The organism is Maribacter sp. UBA3344 (assembly GCF_002362375.1).
Lineage (GTDB): Bacteria > Bacteroidota > Bacteroidia > Flavobacteriales > Flavobacteriaceae > Maribacter > Maribacter dokdonensis.
The window spans coordinates 140371-156753 of record NZ_DERI01000011.1 but is presented as its reverse complement, the minus strand read 5'-3'; the positions used below and the strand labels follow the sequence as shown (position 1 = coordinate 156753).

At 35.6% G+C, this 16383-nt stretch carries 19 protein-coding genes; 5 read left to right on the top strand and 14 right to left on the bottom strand.

All coding sequences use genetic code 11. The features are described from left to right. Positions 1-62 precede the first annotated feature (62 nt). The 4 genes from B2Z27_RS08345 to B2Z27_RS08330 are packed head-to-tail and all read right to left on the bottom strand — an operon-like array spanning position 63 to position 2674. Entirely contained in the window at positions 63-1112 is a 1050-nt protein-coding gene (locus tag B2Z27_RS08345; RefSeq protein WP_286813326.1) for a lysophospholipid acyltransferase family protein, read from the bottom strand. Continuing rightward, complete coding sequence (locus B2Z27_RS08340) at positions 1109-2029, bottom strand: bile acid:sodium symporter family protein (protein WP_286813325.1); 921 nt, start codon at positions 2027-2029, stop codon at positions 1109-1111. Before B2Z27_RS08340 ends, B2Z27_RS08345 begins: the two co-directional genes overlap by 4 nt. Positions 2030-2033: 4 nt before the next feature. Then, positions 2034-2372, bottom strand: a complete 339-nt coding sequence (locus tag B2Z27_RS08335; protein ID WP_286813324.1) for a tRNA-binding protein — start codon at positions 2370-2372, stop codon at positions 2034-2036. Next, complete coding sequence (locus tag B2Z27_RS08330; RefSeq protein WP_058103563.1) at positions 2372-2674, bottom strand: hypothetical protein; 303 nt, start codon at positions 2672-2674, stop codon at positions 2372-2374. Before B2Z27_RS08330 ends, B2Z27_RS08335 begins: the two co-directional genes overlap by 1 nt. A gap of 89 nt (positions 2675-2763) precedes the next feature. Here B2Z27_RS08330 and B2Z27_RS08325 point away from each other — a divergent pair, with 89 nt between their 5' ends. Beyond that, the gene (locus B2Z27_RS08325) at positions 2764-3318 is read left to right on the top strand and encodes a thioredoxin family protein (RefSeq protein ID WP_286813323.1); all 555 of its coding nucleotides are present in this window, start codon (positions 2764-2766) and stop codon (positions 3316-3318) included. Positions 3319-3350: 32 nt separating this feature from the next. Then, positions 3351-3878 (top strand): GNAT family N-acetyltransferase, encoded by a 528-nt coding sequence (locus tag B2Z27_RS08320; RefSeq protein ID WP_286813322.1) that lies wholly within the window; start codon positions 3351-3353, stop codon positions 3876-3878. A gap of 4 nt (positions 3879-3882) precedes the next feature. On the opposite strand, the gene B2Z27_RS08315 is transcribed toward B2Z27_RS08320, so the two are convergent. Continuing rightward, a complete protein-coding gene (locus B2Z27_RS08315) occupies positions 3883-4419 on the bottom strand; it encodes a YfiT family bacillithiol transferase (protein ID WP_286813321.1) in 537 nt (178 codons plus the stop codon). Between the two features lie 108 nt (positions 4420-4527). Between B2Z27_RS08315 and B2Z27_RS08310 the strand changes: the two genes are divergently transcribed. Then, positions 4528-5166 (top strand): peroxiredoxin, encoded by a 639-nt coding sequence (locus B2Z27_RS08310; RefSeq protein ID WP_286813320.1) that lies wholly within the window; start codon positions 4528-4530, stop codon positions 5164-5166. A gap of 129 nt (positions 5167-5295) precedes the next feature. After that, positions 5296-5490: a cold-shock protein gene (locus B2Z27_RS08305; RefSeq protein ID WP_027064347.1), complete on the top strand. Its 195-nt coding sequence runs from the start codon at positions 5296-5298 to the stop codon at positions 5488-5490. Between the two features lie 309 nt (positions 5491-5799). Here the strand turns inward: B2Z27_RS08305 and B2Z27_RS08300 are convergent, their stop codons facing one another. The 3 genes from B2Z27_RS08300 to B2Z27_RS08290 all read right to left on the bottom strand — a co-directional run bounded on the left by B2Z27_RS08300 (position 5800) and on the right by B2Z27_RS08290 (position 9090). Further along, entirely contained in the window at positions 5800-6732 is a 933-nt protein-coding gene (locus B2Z27_RS08300) for a peptidylprolyl isomerase (RefSeq protein ID WP_058103568.1), read from the bottom strand. Positions 6733-6842: 110 nt separating this feature from the next. Next, the gene (locus B2Z27_RS08295) at positions 6843-8237 is read right to left on the bottom strand and encodes a M28 family peptidase (protein ID WP_286813319.1); all 1395 of its coding nucleotides are present in this window, start codon (positions 8235-8237) and stop codon (positions 6843-6845) included. Further along, a complete protein-coding gene (locus B2Z27_RS08290) occupies positions 8209-9090 on the bottom strand; it encodes a PPK2 family polyphosphate kinase (protein WP_058103570.1) in 882 nt (293 codons plus the stop codon). Before B2Z27_RS08290 ends, B2Z27_RS08295 begins: the two co-directional genes overlap by 29 nt. Positions 9091-9273: 183 nt before the next feature. Here B2Z27_RS08290 and B2Z27_RS08285 point away from each other — a divergent pair, with 183 nt between their 5' ends. Continuing rightward, positions 9274-9972, top strand: a complete 699-nt coding sequence (locus B2Z27_RS08285) for a hypothetical protein (protein WP_286813318.1) — start codon at positions 9274-9276, stop codon at positions 9970-9972. A gap of 4 nt (positions 9973-9976) precedes the next feature. On the opposite strand, the gene B2Z27_RS08280 is transcribed toward B2Z27_RS08285, so the two are convergent. From B2Z27_RS08280 to B2Z27_RS08255, 6 genes are all read right to left on the bottom strand, one after another. Further along, on the bottom strand, positions 9977-11140 hold the full coding sequence (locus B2Z27_RS08280; RefSeq protein ID WP_286813317.1) for a sigma-54-dependent transcriptional regulator: 1164 nt from the start codon (positions 11138-11140) through the stop codon (positions 9977-9979). Positions 11141-11149: 9 nt separating this feature from the next. Next, the gene (locus B2Z27_RS08275) at positions 11150-12034 is read right to left on the bottom strand and encodes a DUF6268 family outer membrane beta-barrel protein (protein WP_286813316.1); all 885 of its coding nucleotides are present in this window, start codon (positions 12032-12034) and stop codon (positions 11150-11152) included. After that, a complete protein-coding gene (locus tag B2Z27_RS08270) occupies positions 12021-12953 on the bottom strand; it encodes a mechanosensitive ion channel family protein (RefSeq protein WP_286813315.1) in 933 nt (310 codons plus the stop codon). The genes B2Z27_RS08275 and B2Z27_RS08270 overlap by 14 nt, the downstream gene beginning before the upstream one ends. After that, complete coding sequence (locus B2Z27_RS08265) at positions 12953-14299, bottom strand: ABC transporter permease (RefSeq protein WP_286813314.1); 1347 nt, start codon at positions 14297-14299, stop codon at positions 12953-12955. The genes B2Z27_RS08270 and B2Z27_RS08265 overlap by 1 nt, the downstream gene beginning before the upstream one ends. After that, positions 14292-15230, bottom strand: coding sequence for an ABC transporter ATP-binding protein (locus tag B2Z27_RS08260; RefSeq protein WP_286813313.1), 939 nt, complete (start codon positions 15228-15230; stop codon positions 14292-14294). The genes B2Z27_RS08265 and B2Z27_RS08260 overlap by 8 nt, the downstream gene beginning before the upstream one ends. Positions 15231-15466: 236 nt before the next feature. Then, positions 15467-16383 (bottom strand): DnaJ C-terminal domain-containing protein (locus B2Z27_RS08255; RefSeq protein WP_286813311.1); only part of this gene is annotated, 917 nt, incomplete at its 5' end.

Sequence of the window (16383 nt, the reverse complement as noted above, 5' to 3'; positions counted from 1 at the left end):
ACCTTAAAAAAACAAAACGGTCCTTATGTATAAGGGCCGTTTTTAGTTTATAGCTATAAAATTCAGTTTAGCCCTTTTTTAACGAACCATAAATTCAATAATACCAAAACAACCAAAGCCGTTAACGCCACTTTAATAGAAAGTGCCATAGACAACCCTACAAATAACAATAAAAGGTAAAGTGGATATACTAACAAGATAAATGCAAACCTGAACGTACCCATAAACTCCTTCTCCGGAACCTTTGGCATTAACCATTTGTGCCACATTATAATCATCGGAAAATTTAATACGTTAAAAACACTTCTCAACACCGATTTCCCTTTAGCTGCATTGGTTAAATCGCTTGAATTGGAAACTTCATTCGTATAATGCCTAATTTTATTGTTCACCTCTGTAGGATTTAAAAAGTCTACATTTTTTGTATTAAGAAGATTTACCATAGTATCATAATCTTGCTCTATTGGTATATGGGTAGTCAATTGTTTCAATTGTAAAGAAACTGCATTTTTTAAATTACGGCTGGTCATATTTAAATCATTGGCAACGTACATGCTTTTGGCAGATATTGCCTTACCATAATTGATAGCCACTTGATCAGGAAACTGATCGGCATGTTTATAATTCAATCCCACAGGAATTAGCATGATATCAACATCTGGGTATAGCTCAAAAGTTCTTATAAGTATCCTTGTAAAGCCTTTACTTAAAGGTCTCACCCTTCGTCGCAAATTATGATTTGCTTCCGGAAACAAGAGCAGTGCCTCTCCTCTACTCAAAATATCGGCACAAGAGTTGAAAATAGCATCATTGTTAGAAAGAGTATCTCTACCGTCTCGCATTCTATAAATAGGCAGCATTTGAAAATATGAGAAAATACCCTTTAATAGTTTACCCTTAAACACATCGGAACGCGTTAAAAAGTATGGTTTTCGATTACAGTCGGTAGCAATTAATAATACATCAATCAATGCACTTTGATGATTGGGCAAAAACATCACCGGCTTATCCTTAGGGATATGCTCCAACCCGGATACCACTATTTTTTTATGATATCCATAGAGTCCGGTTTTAATCACGGACTTTACCATTGAATAAATAAATCCGCTCAAGCTATTGTTTCTTTAGCAACCGGTTTTCTATTCCAGAAAGCGGCTAATATTAAACCTGAGACTATATGCCAAATACCCCAAAAAGCAGCAAGAAGTGCCATACCACCTAGCCCGTCAAAAAAAGTAAATATCAGTAAAAGTCCTAGACCAGAGTTTTGAATTCCCGTTTCTATAGTTATAGAACGTATACTATCCACAGGTAATTTAAAAAGTTTACCTATACCATAACCTGTTGTAAAAGCCAATAGATTATGGGCTAGAACTATCCAAAATACATACAGAATATAATCCATAAAAATAATCCTGTTATTATATAGCGCAATGAAAACCAGACCTATAAAAAACACTAACGAAACAATCTTTAACTTTTTTGCGATTTTCAATGCTAATTCAGGCATTTTGTAATTGATTAACATACCCAGTACAAGGGGCAAGCCCAACAACAAAAAGACCAATTTGAACATTTCTATAGATGAAATAGAAATTTCATTAATTAGACTTGAACTTGGCCCATATAACATGGACCAAAAATGAAAGTTAAGCGGAGTCATAATAATGGCAAACATAGTAGCCATAGCCGTTAAACTTACAGATAAAGCCGTATTGGCATTAGATAGATATGATATAAAATTAGAAATATTACCACCTGGGCATGCTGCCACCATAAACATACCTAAAGCTATACTGGGCAAAGGTTCTATTGCCAAGACCAACAAGAAGGTTATTGCCGGCAATACTAAAAACTGACTGATCAGCCCAGCAATTAAAGCTTTTGGCCTTAACCATAAAGGTTTAAAATCTGATACGGATATTTCTAAAGCAACACCGAACATGACCAAACCTAGAACAATGTTCATTACCCAAAGTGAGCCTGAATCAAAGTTAATATGTATGTTATCTAAAATATTCTCAGTCAAAAATTTAGGAAATTTTCAATCCGTTAGGCACTGTCATTTGAGGTTGCAGCAACACTACCGAACTGTTCTCTACAGCACCCAATATAAGACATTCGCTCATAAAATTAGCTATTTGCTTTTTTGGAAAGTTGACAACAGCTATGACCTGAAGCCCTACGATATCTTCCTTATCATATTTTTCGGTAATTTGAGCCGATGATTTTTTAACCCCTATTTCAGGTCCAAAATCAATATCTAATTTGAAAGACGGATTTCTAGCTTCCGGAAAATCATAGACCGCCGTTACAGTTCCGGTTCGCATATCAATTTTACTAAAATCTTCCCACGAGATTGTTGTTTCCATTAAGTAAGTCTAAGTTTTTCAATTAAATCTTTGGGCACATTACCTGCATACATACCGTAAGCATCTACCAATAACCCTTTTTCACCAGTACTGGTTTCAATCACATACAATATAGTATTATCATCCGGATTACTCATACCCTCAAAACGATAAAATTTCACCACATCTAGCTCAGTAGCTTTATGAATTTTCTTTTTACTCTTATTTTCTATACCTGCATCGCACAGATTAAAATCTTCTGTATAACCTTCAGCCTGTAAAGCTTCTATTGCAACAGATAATGATACATATGACTTTTCCATGATATTAAAATTTTAAGGATTATGAATTATATAAAGTAAATACAAGCTCCATTAATTTGTTAACTTAGTACATTAAAATTTTAGTTGGTATGGCAAGAACAGAAAGTAATATGTTGGCATTGGGAACCGTAGCGCCAGAATTTAGTTTAATGGACACGGTTAGCGAAAAAACCATGAACCTTCATGCCATGAACGGTGAAGTTGGCACTCTAATCATGTTTATTTGTAATCATTGCCCATTTGTTATCCATGTAAACCCTGAAATAGTTAAAATGGCTAAAGAGTTCCAAAGCAAGGGTATTCAATTTATTGCCATTTCTAGTAATGATGTTGAAAAATATCCAGAGGATGCGCCTCACTTTATGCGAATTAAGGCTAAAGCTGAAAATTATACCTTTCCATATCTTTATGACGAAGATCAGACAGTGGCAAAAGCTTACGATGCCGCCTGTACTCCAGATTTTTTTCTTTTTGACACTGAATTAAAATTGGTCTATAGAGGTCAGTTAGACGACTCTAGACCAGGTAATGGCTCACCACTAACCGGCATTGATTTGAGAAATGCAATGGAAAATCTCATTCACGGAAAAGAAATAAGTGCTATTCAAAAGCCAAGTATAGGCTGTAATATTAAATGGAAATAGGACAAGCTTAATCTTATACATCTATACCGTTGATGAATATTGATATAACATTTCAAGAGTTGACCCCTGCATTGCATGATATTTATATAAAAACAGGCATAACCTCTTACAATCAACACTATAGACATTTATGGCCAAATGGAGATACCACCACCTACATTGAACATAGTTTTACCAAAACAATTTTAGAAGAGGAAGACAACAATAAAAATAGCGCTCTATATTTAATAAAATCAGGTATAGACTACGTAGGTCTTTTAAAGATTACTTTACATAAAAACATTAAAGGTTTAGAAGCTAAAGATGCGCTTTACCTAGATAAAATTTATATTCTTAAAGAATTTGCCGGTAAAGGTGTAGGTAACAAAAGCCTTAAGTTTGTTGAAAGCATAGCCAAAAAGCGATCTAAAAAAGCGATCTTTTTGGAATCAATGCAGAAGGGACCTGCCTTACCATTCTATCTTAAGAATGATTTTGACATTGTTGCTGAAAGCACGGTACCCTTCAAAAATGTCATCGAGGAAGAAAAGCCAATGTTTCTTCTAAAAAAGATGATTTAATCCGCTACCACCCCATTCTGTCGGCTAAACTTTTAATATGCGCAAAGTGATGGTTACTATGCCAAGCATATTTTCCAATATTCTCCGCTACAGATACATTTACATTACCATCTGGATGAATATAGCTATTCTCCAAATCTTCAGGCGTTAACCTCTTTAACAGGTACACCAACTTAGCGTGAAGGGCCGTTAAATAGGAAAGAGATAAAGCAATAGGGGCAGTTCTGGCATCGATTAAATTACTCCATTCCTTTTCCTGATATACTTTGATCAAAGGTCTGTTCTCCGTTAAGGCCCATTTAAAACGTGTGTAGCTATGATGATGACTATCTGCCATATGGTGTACTACTTGACGAACTGTCCACCCCCCTTCTCGGTAGGGAGTATCCAATTGTGTTTCAGAAAAATTATCTACTAGTGCAGACAGACGTTTTGGCAAGGTTTCCAATACCTCTATCCATTTACTTAAATCTTCATTTGTGATGTTCTCCGGACACTCAAAGCGCCCGATGGGGTATTTTAATTTATCAAGTTCTTCCATACCCTAAAAGTAAAAATTTTAATAGACTTTTAACCCGAAAACTTTAGTCACGGACATTTAATCTACTAATTTTATAGGATAAATTTAAACATCTAAAAATATACCATTATGGCAACAATACGTTTAGGCGATAAAGCTCCAAATTTCACGGCAGATAGTTCTATGGGAACAATTAATTTATATGACTACCTTGGTGACAGTTGGGGTATTTTATTTTCTCACCCTGCAGATTTCACCCCAGTTTGTACTACCGAATTGGGCACTGCTGCTAAATTCAAAGATGAATTCGACAAAAGGAACGTTAAAATGATCGCGCTTAGTGTTGATGGTGCTGCATCTCATACAGAATGGATCAAAGACATTAACGAAGTACAGAACACTGTGGTGAATTTCCCAATAATTGCAGATGAGGACAAAAAAGTTTCTGATCTATATGATATGATCCACCCAAATGCGGATAACAATCTTACCGTACGCTCTGTATTCATCATTGCACCGGACAAGACCGTAAAATTAACGTTGACCTACCCAGCATCAACTGGTCGTAACTTTTATGAACTTCTAAGGGTAATAGATTCATTGCAACTAACAGCGTACCACAAGGTAGCAACACCAGCAAACTGGGAACAAGGTAAAGAGGTAGTTGTAAGTCCGGCTATAAGTACTGCCGATGCAAAAGATATATTTTCAAAGGGAGTAACAGAGATCAAACCCTATTTAAGAATGACTCCAGACCCTACTCCATAGGCATAAAAACAAGTTCATTCTCAATACATTAGACGTCAATTATTAACCTTAAGATAACCTGTAAGAATTTAAGTAGTTAAACAAAAAAAAACTATCTTCGCACTTTAATTAATATTTAATTTTTCTATTATGAGTAAAGGAACAGTAAAATTCTTCAATGATTCCAAAGGTTACGGATTTATCACTGAAGATGGTTCAAACGAAGATCATTTTGTACACATTTCTGGCTTAATCGATGAAGTTCGAGAAGGTGATGTTGTGGAATTTGAACTACAACAAGGTAAAAAAGGATTAAACGCCGTTAATGTGAAAGTAATTGACTAGGTAACGATTTAACTTTTTTATAGTATGAAACCCGAACTTATTAGTTCGGGTTTTTTTTTATTCTTTTTTTTTAGATCCTACGCAACCTTTTAGGTAAATACATATCTATTGAATAAACAAGTCTGGTTCCCCTACCTTATACATGTATTTATGACCACATTTTTGACCGTATTTTTAGTTCTGATGATTATTAACATCATCTTACTTTTAGGTAGTTTCGTTACTAGAAAAAAGTAGATTACTAGAACAAAAAAAACACCCATAATTTAAAATTATAGGTGTTTTATTATTTTTTTAAGTATTAGGTAATTAACCTACCTTCATTAACTCTACATCAAAAATCAATGTAGCATTAGGAGGTATTACCCCACCTGCACCGGCAGAACCATATGCCAAGTCTGAAGGAATAACAAATCGTGCCTTATCACCCACTTGTAATAAGGAGATACCCTCATCCCAGCCTGGTATTACTTGACCAATTCCTAATTGAAAATCAATTGGGGAATTACGCTTATAAGAAGAATCGAAAACTTGACCGTTTAAAAGTGATCCTTCATAATGTACAGACACTTTTTCTCCTTTTTCCGCTTTGGCGCCATCACCTTTCTGAATCATTTTATAACGAAGACCGGATGCCGTAGATTCAAAACCTGCAGCAACCTTATCTAGTTCAGCTTCTTGTTTTGCCTTTTCTGCTGCCAATCTTGCTTCACCAGATGCATTGAAATCTTCAAAGGCCTTTAATGCATTCCACTTTTCAGCTTCATCACCTACCCTAACAATTTCTAAAGATTCAATTACATCATTTTGAGCAATTGCATCCACTACTTCTTGCCCAGCTGCTACATGACCAAATACAGTATGCTTATTATCTAACCAAGGTGTTGGTACATGAGTAATAAAAAACTGGCTTCCATTGGTTCCAGGACCTGCATTAGCCATAGAAAGCACCCCTGGAGTGTCATGTTTTAATTCTGGATGGAACTCATCATCAAATTTATATCCGGCATCACCGGTACCGGTACCTTGAGGACAACCACCCTGAATCATAAAATCTGGAATAACCCTATGAAATTTTAAACCGTTGTAGTATGGCTCACCTTTAGCTTTAGCACTATTTTCTTTATCACCTTCTGCCAAAGCAACAAAATTACCTACGGTACCAGGTGTTTTATCATATGTTAACTTAACTAGTATTTCGCCTTTACTTGTATTGAACTTGGCGTAAATTCCTTCTTCCATTATTGTATTTTTTAGTAAGCCGCAAAGGTAAAGAATTTTAACGGTTTGTACCTTTGACGGTCATTTTTGAAATTTACACTTTCCTTAATTTCACAAGCCCTAACCTAAAACTAAAAGCCATAAGCGTCTACCAAATAAACTAAGCTTGCCATTGTTGCCGCACCCAACTGTAGTTCTCGTCTATTTACATGTTCAAAAGTGTCGTTTTCTGCATGATGATGATCAAAATAACGTTGAGAATCAGGTCTTAGACCTGCCATTACCAGACCATCTTTTTTTAGAGGTCCTATATCTGCACCAGCAAAACCTTTTTCAAAATAATGTACAAGATAAGGTTCAAACAAATTTTTCCATTTCAAGACCTTTTCGAAATTCTCTTGAGAGCTATCAAAGGTAAAACCTCTAGGAGTAAACCCACCCGAATCACTTTCTAAAGCAAAAATGTGCTTTTCATTATTTGAGATAGCAACCTCAGCGTATTTGTTACCGCCTCGCAATCCGTTTTCCTCATTCATAAAAAGAACGACCCTAACAGTACGTTTTGGTTTGTATCCTGTTTTTTTGAAAAGATTTAAAACCTCCATACTTTGTACACAGCCAGCACCATCATCATGGGAACCGTCACCTAAGTCCCACGAGTCTAAATGACCGCCTACGACAATAATTTCCTCTGGCTTTTCAGAACCTTTTATTTCTGCAATTACATTATAAGATTCTACATCCTTGAACTGTTTACAATTCTGTTTGAAGTAGAAGTTAATTTCCGGATTCAATTTTAAGGAAGTGCTCAACATTTCCGCTGCATTGGTACTTATAGCTGCAGCAGGAATTCTCTCTGACTCTGGCTGATCACCATAGGTCATAGACCCCGTATGCGGAAAATCATCCAACCTTAAGTTCATTGAACGTACGATAACCCCCAAGGCTCCGTATTTGGATGCCTCCAATGCCCCGGCATATCTCTGATCCACACAATTGGAATACGCTGTAAACGTATTAACTTCAGTAGCGTCCATTGGTCTATTGAAAAAAACGATTTTTCCTTCAATTTTATCCTTGCCCAAGGTCGTTAACTGCTCAACACCCTCGACTTCAATAATATTGGCTTTTATTCCCTTTGGCGGGGTTGCCACCGAGCCGCCCAATGCACAAATGGCAACATTTGTAGTTATACCCGGTGTTGTTTCAAAATAAGCAAATTCTGGAGTTCCCCTAACCCATTTTGGCACCATGACAGGTTGCAACCACACCCGATCAACACCTAAAGAATCTAACTGAGACTTTGTATAATCAACCCCTTGCTGAGCTTGCACGGACCCGGACAATCTACCCCCAATTTGGTTAGACAAATAATTTAACCACTCATAACCTTTACCTTCGGTAAGTGCTAAATCATACATTTTTTTGATCTGTACCTCATCTTTACTCTGTGATTTACCCACAGCTATAAAAGCGATAATAAATATTAGAGCTAGCTTACTGCTCACTTTGTAATTGTTCTTCATAGCTGTCTAAATTAGCCATTATTTTTTCGCTCAACATAGGCTCTTTAATATCTTTGTATTTTTTTAACGATTGCAATAAAATATTTGCAACAATTACACGGGTTGCCTTTTTATTATCCGCAGGAACTGCAAACCATGGTGCGTGTTCATGTGTAGTTTTACTTATAGCCTCTTCATAGCACTTTTGGTACACAGACCACAATTTACGTTCCTTTAAATCTCCGGGAGAAAACTTCCAATGTTTTTCCTTGATAGCAAGTCTTCTTAATAAACGCTGTCTTTGCTCTTCTTTTGAAAGATTTAGAAAAAACTTAAATATTAATGTACCGTTTTCAGCTAAATGTCTTTCAAAATCATTGATTTGCTCAAACCTTTTATCCCAAAACTTTTGATCAATGTCTTCTACGGTATGTATACCGGGAATATGTTCATTTAAAATATACTCTGGGTGTACCCTAGTGACAAGAACATTTTCATAATGGGTTCTATTGAAAACGCCAAATTTGCCCTTTGCAGGCAAGACCAAGTAATGTCTCCATAAGTAATTATGACTTAATTCCAATTCAGTAGGCACCTTAAAACTATGAACCTCTACGCCACTTACGTTAAAATCTTTGAACACCTCACGAATAAGGCTATCTTTCCCTGCTGTATCCATACCTTGTAGACATACTAAAATACTATACTTACCATGTGCGTAAATAGTATCTTGAAACTCCCCAAGCTCTCTTCTAACTTTAGATAAGTCTTTTTTTAACTCTTTATCAGATTTACCAAAATCTTCAAATGTCTCATTTTCAGATATTTTAAAATCTTTAGTTGCTTTATATTTCTCTATATTTATATTATTCATACTGAAATATAAAATATTAAACCTACGAATACTAATAATTTAGAAAACTGTTAAAACTGATTTTACAGCTTTCCGTTTAACGTGATTGAACGGTATTGTATCGAAAATAATATTTTCAATAGGGTAAAGCATATAAATTTATGCCTGTAAGGTCCCAACTCTTACACCCAAAAACACCTACTTATGAAGAAAAATATCATTTTTTTCTACACTATTGTTCTATTATCCTTTCCCACATTTGCCAACAATGTGGAATGTGAGTATGCCAATTCAAACATGGGTTATGCAAAATCCCAAATAACTGCCGCCCTACAAACACAAGACATCAACCAAGCCAGATTTTACGCCTACAAGGCTTTAAACGCCTTGGAAAAATCTAAAGAACAGCTGAATATTTGCGGTTGTAAATTTGCTAAAACCAGTATGTACGAGAACATAGAAGTACTTACCCTAGCAACAAGGTCAACAACTCTAGAAGGCACTATTAGCTACTTAAATGAATCTATAGAACTGACCAATAACACTATTATGGTATTGGAATCTCACGATACGCATGACAGCGTATATTCCAACAATGAATTATCTGTAAATACGACTACATCTACTTCAAATACCAGCATTAAAAAAACACCAGAAAAAGGTAAAAGCCTTTTTGAAACTATAGACATCTCTTTAGAGAAATACAGATTCTCACTTAACAAGGTAGTTGAAAGTGTAAATTGTAAAGAGGCTACCGCATTTGCTACTAGAATTTATGAGGAATGCGAAGCTCAGTTATTAAAACCTAATATTACAGAAGGAAGTAAATATTACAATTTACGCACCAAAGAGATAACCCAAGAAGCTTTGAACAGAATTGGTAATTGCTCTGCCGCTAAATAAAAGGTTATTTACTAGCGAACAATTTTACATCATCTTCTGAAACTTGTTGACCACCAAGAATTATTAGGCGTTCAACTACATTTCTAAGTTCACGAATGTTCCCGGTCCAATCATAGGCCTTAAGCAAATCAATAGCTTTACTAGAGAAGGTTTTACCTGCCATACCTTGCTCTTCAGCTATTTTCTTAGAGAAATGTTCTATTAACAAGGGAATATCATCTCTTCTATCATTTAAACTAGGCACTTGAATCAATATCACTGCTAGTCTATGATATAGATCTTCTCTAAAATTACCCTTTTCAATCTCCTTTTTCAAGTCTTTATTCGTTGCCGCCACTACACGAACATCTACTTTTATATCCTTATCCGTACCTACACGAGAGATTTTACTTTCTTGAAGTGCCCTTAACACTTTGGCTTGAGCGGACAAACTCATATCACCAATTTCATCTAGGAAAATAGTTCCCTTATTGGCAGCCTCAAACTTACCCGCCCTATCTTTAACAGCAGATGTAAAAGCACCTTTTACATGTCCAAAAAGCTCACTTTCAATTAATTCTGATGGTATTGCAGCACAATTAACTTCAATAAATGGTGATGAACTCCTGGCGCTTTTCTCATGTAACCAATGAGCTACAAGCTCTTTACCCGTACCATTTGAACCTGTAATAAGAACACGTGCATCAGTAGGCGCTACTTTTTCAATGATCTCTTTTATAATGTTTATCTCATTACTTTCACCGATCATCTCATAATTCTTACTCACCTTTTTCTTTAGGTTTTTATTCTCAACGACCAAAACCTTACGATCCAAGGCATTTCTTACGGTGGTAAGCAATCTATTTAAATCCGGTGGTTTTGAGATATAGTCAAAAGCACCTAACCTCATAGTATTTACAGCAGTATCTAAATCTCCATGCCCAGAAATCATAATGAACGGAATTTCCGGTTTTATCTTTCTAGCCGCTTCCAATACTTCTACACCATCCATTTTTGGCATTTTAATATCGCAAAGCACCAAATCATAGTCGTTGTTCTTTATGGTTTCCAATCCTTTTAATCCGTCTTCGGCCTCCTCTACTGAATAAGAGTCGCTTTCTTCAGATAAAATTTTAACCAACACCCTTCTAATTGCCGCTTCATCTTCTATTACTAATATTTTTGACATAACTGCTTTTTAAATTCCTATTCTAATTCCTGTTCTAAAGTAAAGTCCGGCTGCATCGTTCAACGTGAAAATATCTTCTCGTTCTTCGTTTCTTAATGCACTATTCTGATAAATAGATCTACCACCTATAAAGTAGACGGACATATCTTTAGTTATTTTATACTGATAACCTAATGTCAATAATAATGCCGTTGAAGACACATCAGTAGATAAATTGTTACCAGACAATAAAATATCGTTTTGAATATTGACATAATATCCATCTAAAAATACTTCGGTTTGAAAAAAATGACCTTTCTTGGTAAAATATTTCATTCCTGATTTTGGTGCTCCCAATACATAAGACCAATTGGGGTGGAACCTTTTTTCATAATACACAAAAGGCAACGGAACGTCTATAGGAGAAGTGCCATTATATGAAATTCCTAAAACCAACATATATGGCTTTTCTACATCCTTTACGTTTTTATATGCCCCAACCGTGTAGTTCATGTTAAAGTCATCTTCTTGTAGTTCTTCAACAAAATTAGATGACCACCTTGGTGTTACAACACCTATTAGATTCCACTTTTCACTTAATTTATATAAATAAGCAAAATTTACATCCAACACGTGGAACTTGCTTAAATCGCCAGCATCCGGAAATAAATCATCTGGCACCTCAAAATTATATCTGTTATATTCAGCCCCCAACACTACGTAATCTTTTTTATCACGGACCGCAAAGGGAACGTTGAGCACCAATTTTATACGTGAAGTCTCTACCTCACCGCTATTTTCCGGCATCAACATATACTCTAACCTTAACACATCTGGTGTTTGAGAATAAAAGGGCTCAACAACAAACATCATTAAAAACAGAATTCCCAGGCAAGCATACTTATGCTTTATCATCACTATTTGTATTTGATACATTGCTGTGTTGAAAAGGTGCCTGTTGATACAAATGAACATCTCTTTGCGGAAAAGGAATAGAAATGTTATGCTTTCTGAATTCAGCATCTATTTTATACCTTACTTCACTCTTTATTTTGGGATCTGTAAAGCTATCGGTAATGTAAAAATTAACAGCAAAAACTAGTGCCGAATCACCAAAATCTTCAAAAATAACAAATGGTTTTGGGCTTTTTAATATATTTCTTTGCCTCTTAATAACATCCAATAATATTTTGGTCACTAAATCAATATCACTACCGTAAGCTACACCAACACGTACCAACTCTCGTGTAGTTTTATGGTTTTGAGTATAGTTGTACACTATATCACTAATAAATTTGTGATTGGGAATTATGATCACCTTATCATCTCTGGTAATTGCCCTTGTGGTACGCAATTTAATTTCAAATACCTTACCGACTTTATTGTCAATTTCAATGATATCCCCAACTCTTAAAGACTTGTCTACAATGATAAAAATACCACCAATAATATCCTGAAAAATTTCTTGTAAAGCCAGTCCAAGTCCGACGAATAACGCAGCGGATGCCGTAATTAGAATGGTAATATCTATACCTGCAGCACTCATGGTAAAAAGAATCACTACAACATAGACCAGATATTTAATAAACTTGAAAATACTGATAAACTTCAGCTTATCATCCATTTCCATTTTTCTGGTAAAAAATCTACGAATTGCTTGTAAAACCGTACTGGTAAGTAAAAAAGCTACCGTAAGCAGTAACAGAAGACCTACAGTAATATGGATGGATTTTTCACCATCACCAAATTGATAACCTAGATCCAAGAATTTTTTAATGGTTCCCCAAACATCATCTTCTATTATTTCCTTTATTTTTTCTGTACCCTCCTGCATTATGACGAGTATTTAAGCCATTTATACAATTCTTTATAAGTAGGTTTTTTACCGTACATTAAAATTCCCACTCGGTAAATTTTTGCGGCAACCCAAACAATACCTATAAATGTACCTATTAAAATTAAAATAGATGTAATCAATTGCCATAACGGTACACCACCTTCACCTATACCCCAAGGCAAACGCATTAACATAACAATTGGCGAGGTTAACGGAAAAAGAGAGAAAGCAACGGCTATTGGTCCGTTAGGGTTACTGAAAACCGAAAAGAAGCCAACGTAAATAGCTAGCATTAACGGAAGTATTACCGGGAAAATGAATTGCTGTGTATCGGTCTCATTATCTACCGCAGCGCCAATTGCTGCATAGATAGAACTATAAATTAAATATCCCAGAACAAAATAAATTATAAAAAACACCAACATTGCTATGATCGGAATCTCAAAAATTTCTTGGGCATATAACTGTACATTTTGTGTAAGGGCATCTACATCTACACTTGCACCGTTCACCATACCTGGAGCAACACCACCACCTTTGGTTAAGCTCGCAGGATCAATATCAAAAATAGCCAAGCCAACTATCAATAATATTCCGCCAGAGATAATCCAAATTCCAAATTGCGTAATACCCGCTAACGAGGTACCAATTATTTTACCCATCATTAAATGAAAAGGTTTCACTGATGAGATAATGACCTCAATTATTCTACTGGTTTTTTCCTCAATAACGCTACGCATAACAAACCCACCATAGATAATAATGAACATCATAATAAGATAACCGAACGCCCCACCTATTATGGCCTTTATCTCATTGATACCTTTTACGTTCTGTGTACCATCAAAAGTTTCAATATTGATGGCATAATCGCGATCCATTTCAGCATATTCTTTGGGAGACACACCCAACTCACGCAATCTTTCTTGCCGTAATCTGCTATTAATGGAAGATTCTAATTTATCTAATATGGTCGAGCTAGGAGCATCTTGGCTATAAAAAAAAGCTCTTTTTGCCACCTTCTCCAAACTAGATTCGTTAGGCAAATAAATTAGACCGTAAAAACCCAAACTTAATGTAGAGTCTTTTGCCTGTGCCAGTGTGATGTTGTTAAAGTTGATGTATGATGTAGCTTCTGATGTTACAAATTCATTTGCAAAATATTCGCTTTCGTTCAATACACCTATTACCTTTTTATCTTTATCATTTAATTGCGTTAAATATGCAATCAACAATATCATACCTACCATTAGAAAAGGGCTCAAAAAGGTCATAACCACAAAAGACTTATTGCGAACTTTGGCTATGTATTCTCTTTTAATAATTAGAGGTAATTTATTCATGAGCGATATTTTTGTTTTGAATAGTTTTAATAAAAATATCGTTTGCAGAAGGTATCGTCTCCTTAAACTCATTAACATTTGCCCTTGACCCTAGAAATGATAGAATCTCCCTAGACTCATTTGAAGGTAATTGTACCTCTAAATTCAACTGATTTTCCAGAACATCATATTGATGGTCAAGAATCTGAAATTTACTTTTCATCTCGTTCATCAACAATTCTTGATTATCCGTTTGCAAACCAATTTTAAAAATATTGTTTTTATATGCTTTTTTAATATCGGATAATTTACCGTCAAGTATTTTTTCGGATTTATGAATTAAGGCAATATGCTCACATAATTCTTCTACAGATTCCATTCTATGTGTTGAAAATATAATAGAAGTACCTTTATCCTTTAAGCTTAGGATTTGCTCTTTAATGATATTGGCGTTGATAGGGTCAAAGCCACTAAAAGGCTCGTCAAAAATCAATAATTTGGGTTCATGAAGTACCGTGACAACAAATTGAATTTTTTGGGCCATACCTTTAGAAAGCTCTTGAATCTTTTTGTTCCACCAATCACCTATCTCCAGTCTTTCAAACCAATACTTAAGCCGCTTTTTTGCCTCAGCTTTTGACAGTCCCTTTAATTGAGCTAAATACAATACCTGCTCACCTACCTTCATGCTCTTGTACAGTCCCCGTTCTTCGGGCAGATACCCAATCTGTGCAATATGCTCGGTTTTTAACAGCTCGCCGTCAAAATATACCTTACCCTGGTCAGGAAAAGTAATCTGATTAATAATACGTATCAATGTGGTCTTACCAGCACCATTTGGTCCCAATAAACCGTAAATACTATTCTTAGGAATTTCTAGGGAAACGTTTTTTAATGCCGTATGGCTCCCAAACTGTTTGGTGACATCATTAGCTACCAAAATGTGACTCATGTACTCAATTTCTACAAAGATATTGAATTGTTTTGACCTGCTATACTCTTTATGATTCCTTTATACCAAACCAATTACAGTAGAGATAAGCATAAAACGATATGCCCTAAAAAGCAAAACCCACCCTTAATAAATCAAGGATGGGAAAAAAATTGCTATGAAAAAGAAAATTAATATTGGTCGCCCAATATTATCTCAAATATACGTTTTTTATTTAATAACCAAATATTTAGAAATTAAGAGAACATATCTTTCACTTTTTCAAAAAATGACTTATCAGATTTCTCCGGTCTAGGCTCAAAATTATCATTGCCTTGCATTTTTTCAAAGAACTCTTTTTGTTCTTTATTCAATTCTTTAGGTGTCCACACATTAACATGAACCAATATATCACCAGCTCCATATCCGTTTAAGCTAGTAATACCTTTACCTCGTAATCTCAATATTTTACCTGATTGTATTCCTGGCTCTAATTTAATACGAACCTTACCACCAACTGAATCTATTTCTTTAGATGTACCTAAAACCGCATCAGAGATACTTACATAAAGATCATAATGCAAGTTATCACCTTCTCTTTTTAATGTACTATGCTCTTGTGTTTCTATAGCCACTAACAGGTCTCCCGGCACCCCGTTACCCGGAGCATCGTTACCTTTGTTAGGAACCTTCAACTGCATACCTTCTTCTACACCGGCCGGAATATTAATAGATACCGTTTCTTCCACTACCTTTAATCCCTGTGCATCGGCATCACCAGGTTTACCGTCCAAAATCTGTCCACTACCGCCACAAGTATTACAAACTGCAGCTGTTTGCATTCTACCAAGTATGGTATTTTGAATTTTGGTCACCTGACCTCTTCCATTACACGTAGAACATGTTTTGTAAGTAACACCTTCTGCCTGTACTTTTCTCTTTACTTTAACTTTCTTCTCAACACCATTGGCAACTTCTTCCAAGGTCAAAGAAACCCTAATACGGAGGTTACTTCCTTTTACCCTTCTTTGACCGCCACCGCCGCCAAATCCACCAAAGCCGCCGCCACCAAAAGCACCACCGAAAATATCACCAAATTGGCTGAAGATATCATCCATATTCATGCCGCCACCGCCAAAACCGCCGGCACCACCTTCAAAAGCTGCATGACCAA

Coding starts and splice junctions, on each gene's coding strand:
- B2Z27_RS08335 (WP_286813324.1), bottom strand. CDS start 2,372: ATGGAAACAACAATCTCGTGGGAAGATTTTAGTAAAATTGATATGCGA.
- B2Z27_RS08330 (WP_058103563.1), bottom strand. CDS start 2,674: ATGGAAAAGTCATATGTATCATTATCTGTTGCAATAGAAGCTTTACAG.
- B2Z27_RS08325 (WP_286813323.1), top strand. CDS start 2,764: ATGGCAAGAACAGAAAGTAATATGTTGGCATTGGGAACCGTAGCGCCA.
- B2Z27_RS08320 (WP_286813322.1), top strand. CDS start 3,351: ATGAATATTGATATAACATTTCAAGAGTTGACCCCTGCATTGCATGAT.
- B2Z27_RS08315 (WP_286813321.1), bottom strand. CDS start 4,419: ATGGAAGAACTTGATAAATTAAAATACCCCATCGGGCGCTTTGAGTGT.
- B2Z27_RS08310 (WP_286813320.1), top strand. CDS start 4,528: ATGGCAACAATACGTTTAGGCGATAAAGCTCCAAATTTCACGGCAGAT.
- B2Z27_RS08305 (WP_027064347.1), top strand. CDS start 5,296: ATGAGTAAAGGAACAGTAAAATTCTTCAATGATTCCAAAGGTTACGGA.
- B2Z27_RS08300 (WP_058103568.1), bottom strand. CDS start 6,732: ATGGAAGAAGGAATTTACGCCAAGTTCAATACAAGTAAAGGCGAAATA.
- B2Z27_RS08295 (WP_286813319.1), bottom strand. CDS start 8,237: ATGAAGAACAATTACAAAGTGAGCAGTAAGCTAGCTCTAATATTTATT.
- B2Z27_RS08290 (WP_058103570.1), bottom strand. CDS start 9,090: ATGAATAATATAAATATAGAGAAATATAAAGCAACTAAAGATTTTAAA.
- B2Z27_RS08285 (WP_286813318.1), top strand. CDS start 9,274: ATGAAGAAAAATATCATTTTTTTCTACACTATTGTTCTATTATCCTTT.
- B2Z27_RS08280 (WP_286813317.1), bottom strand. CDS start 11,140: ATGTCAAAAATATTAGTAATAGAAGATGAAGCGGCAATTAGAAGGGTG.
- B2Z27_RS08275 (WP_286813316.1), bottom strand. CDS start 12,034: ATGATAAAGCATAAGTATGCTTGCCTGGGAATTCTGTTTTTAATGATG.
- B2Z27_RS08270 (WP_286813315.1), bottom strand. CDS start 12,953: ATGCAGGAGGGTACAGAAAAAATAAAGGAAATAATAGAAGATGATGTT.
- B2Z27_RS08265 (WP_286813314.1), bottom strand. CDS start 14,299: ATGAATAAATTACCTCTAATTATTAAAAGAGAATACATAGCCAAAGTT.
- B2Z27_RS08260 (WP_286813313.1), bottom strand. CDS start 15,230: ATGAGTCACATTTTGGTAGCTAATGATGTCACCAAACAGTTTGGGAGC.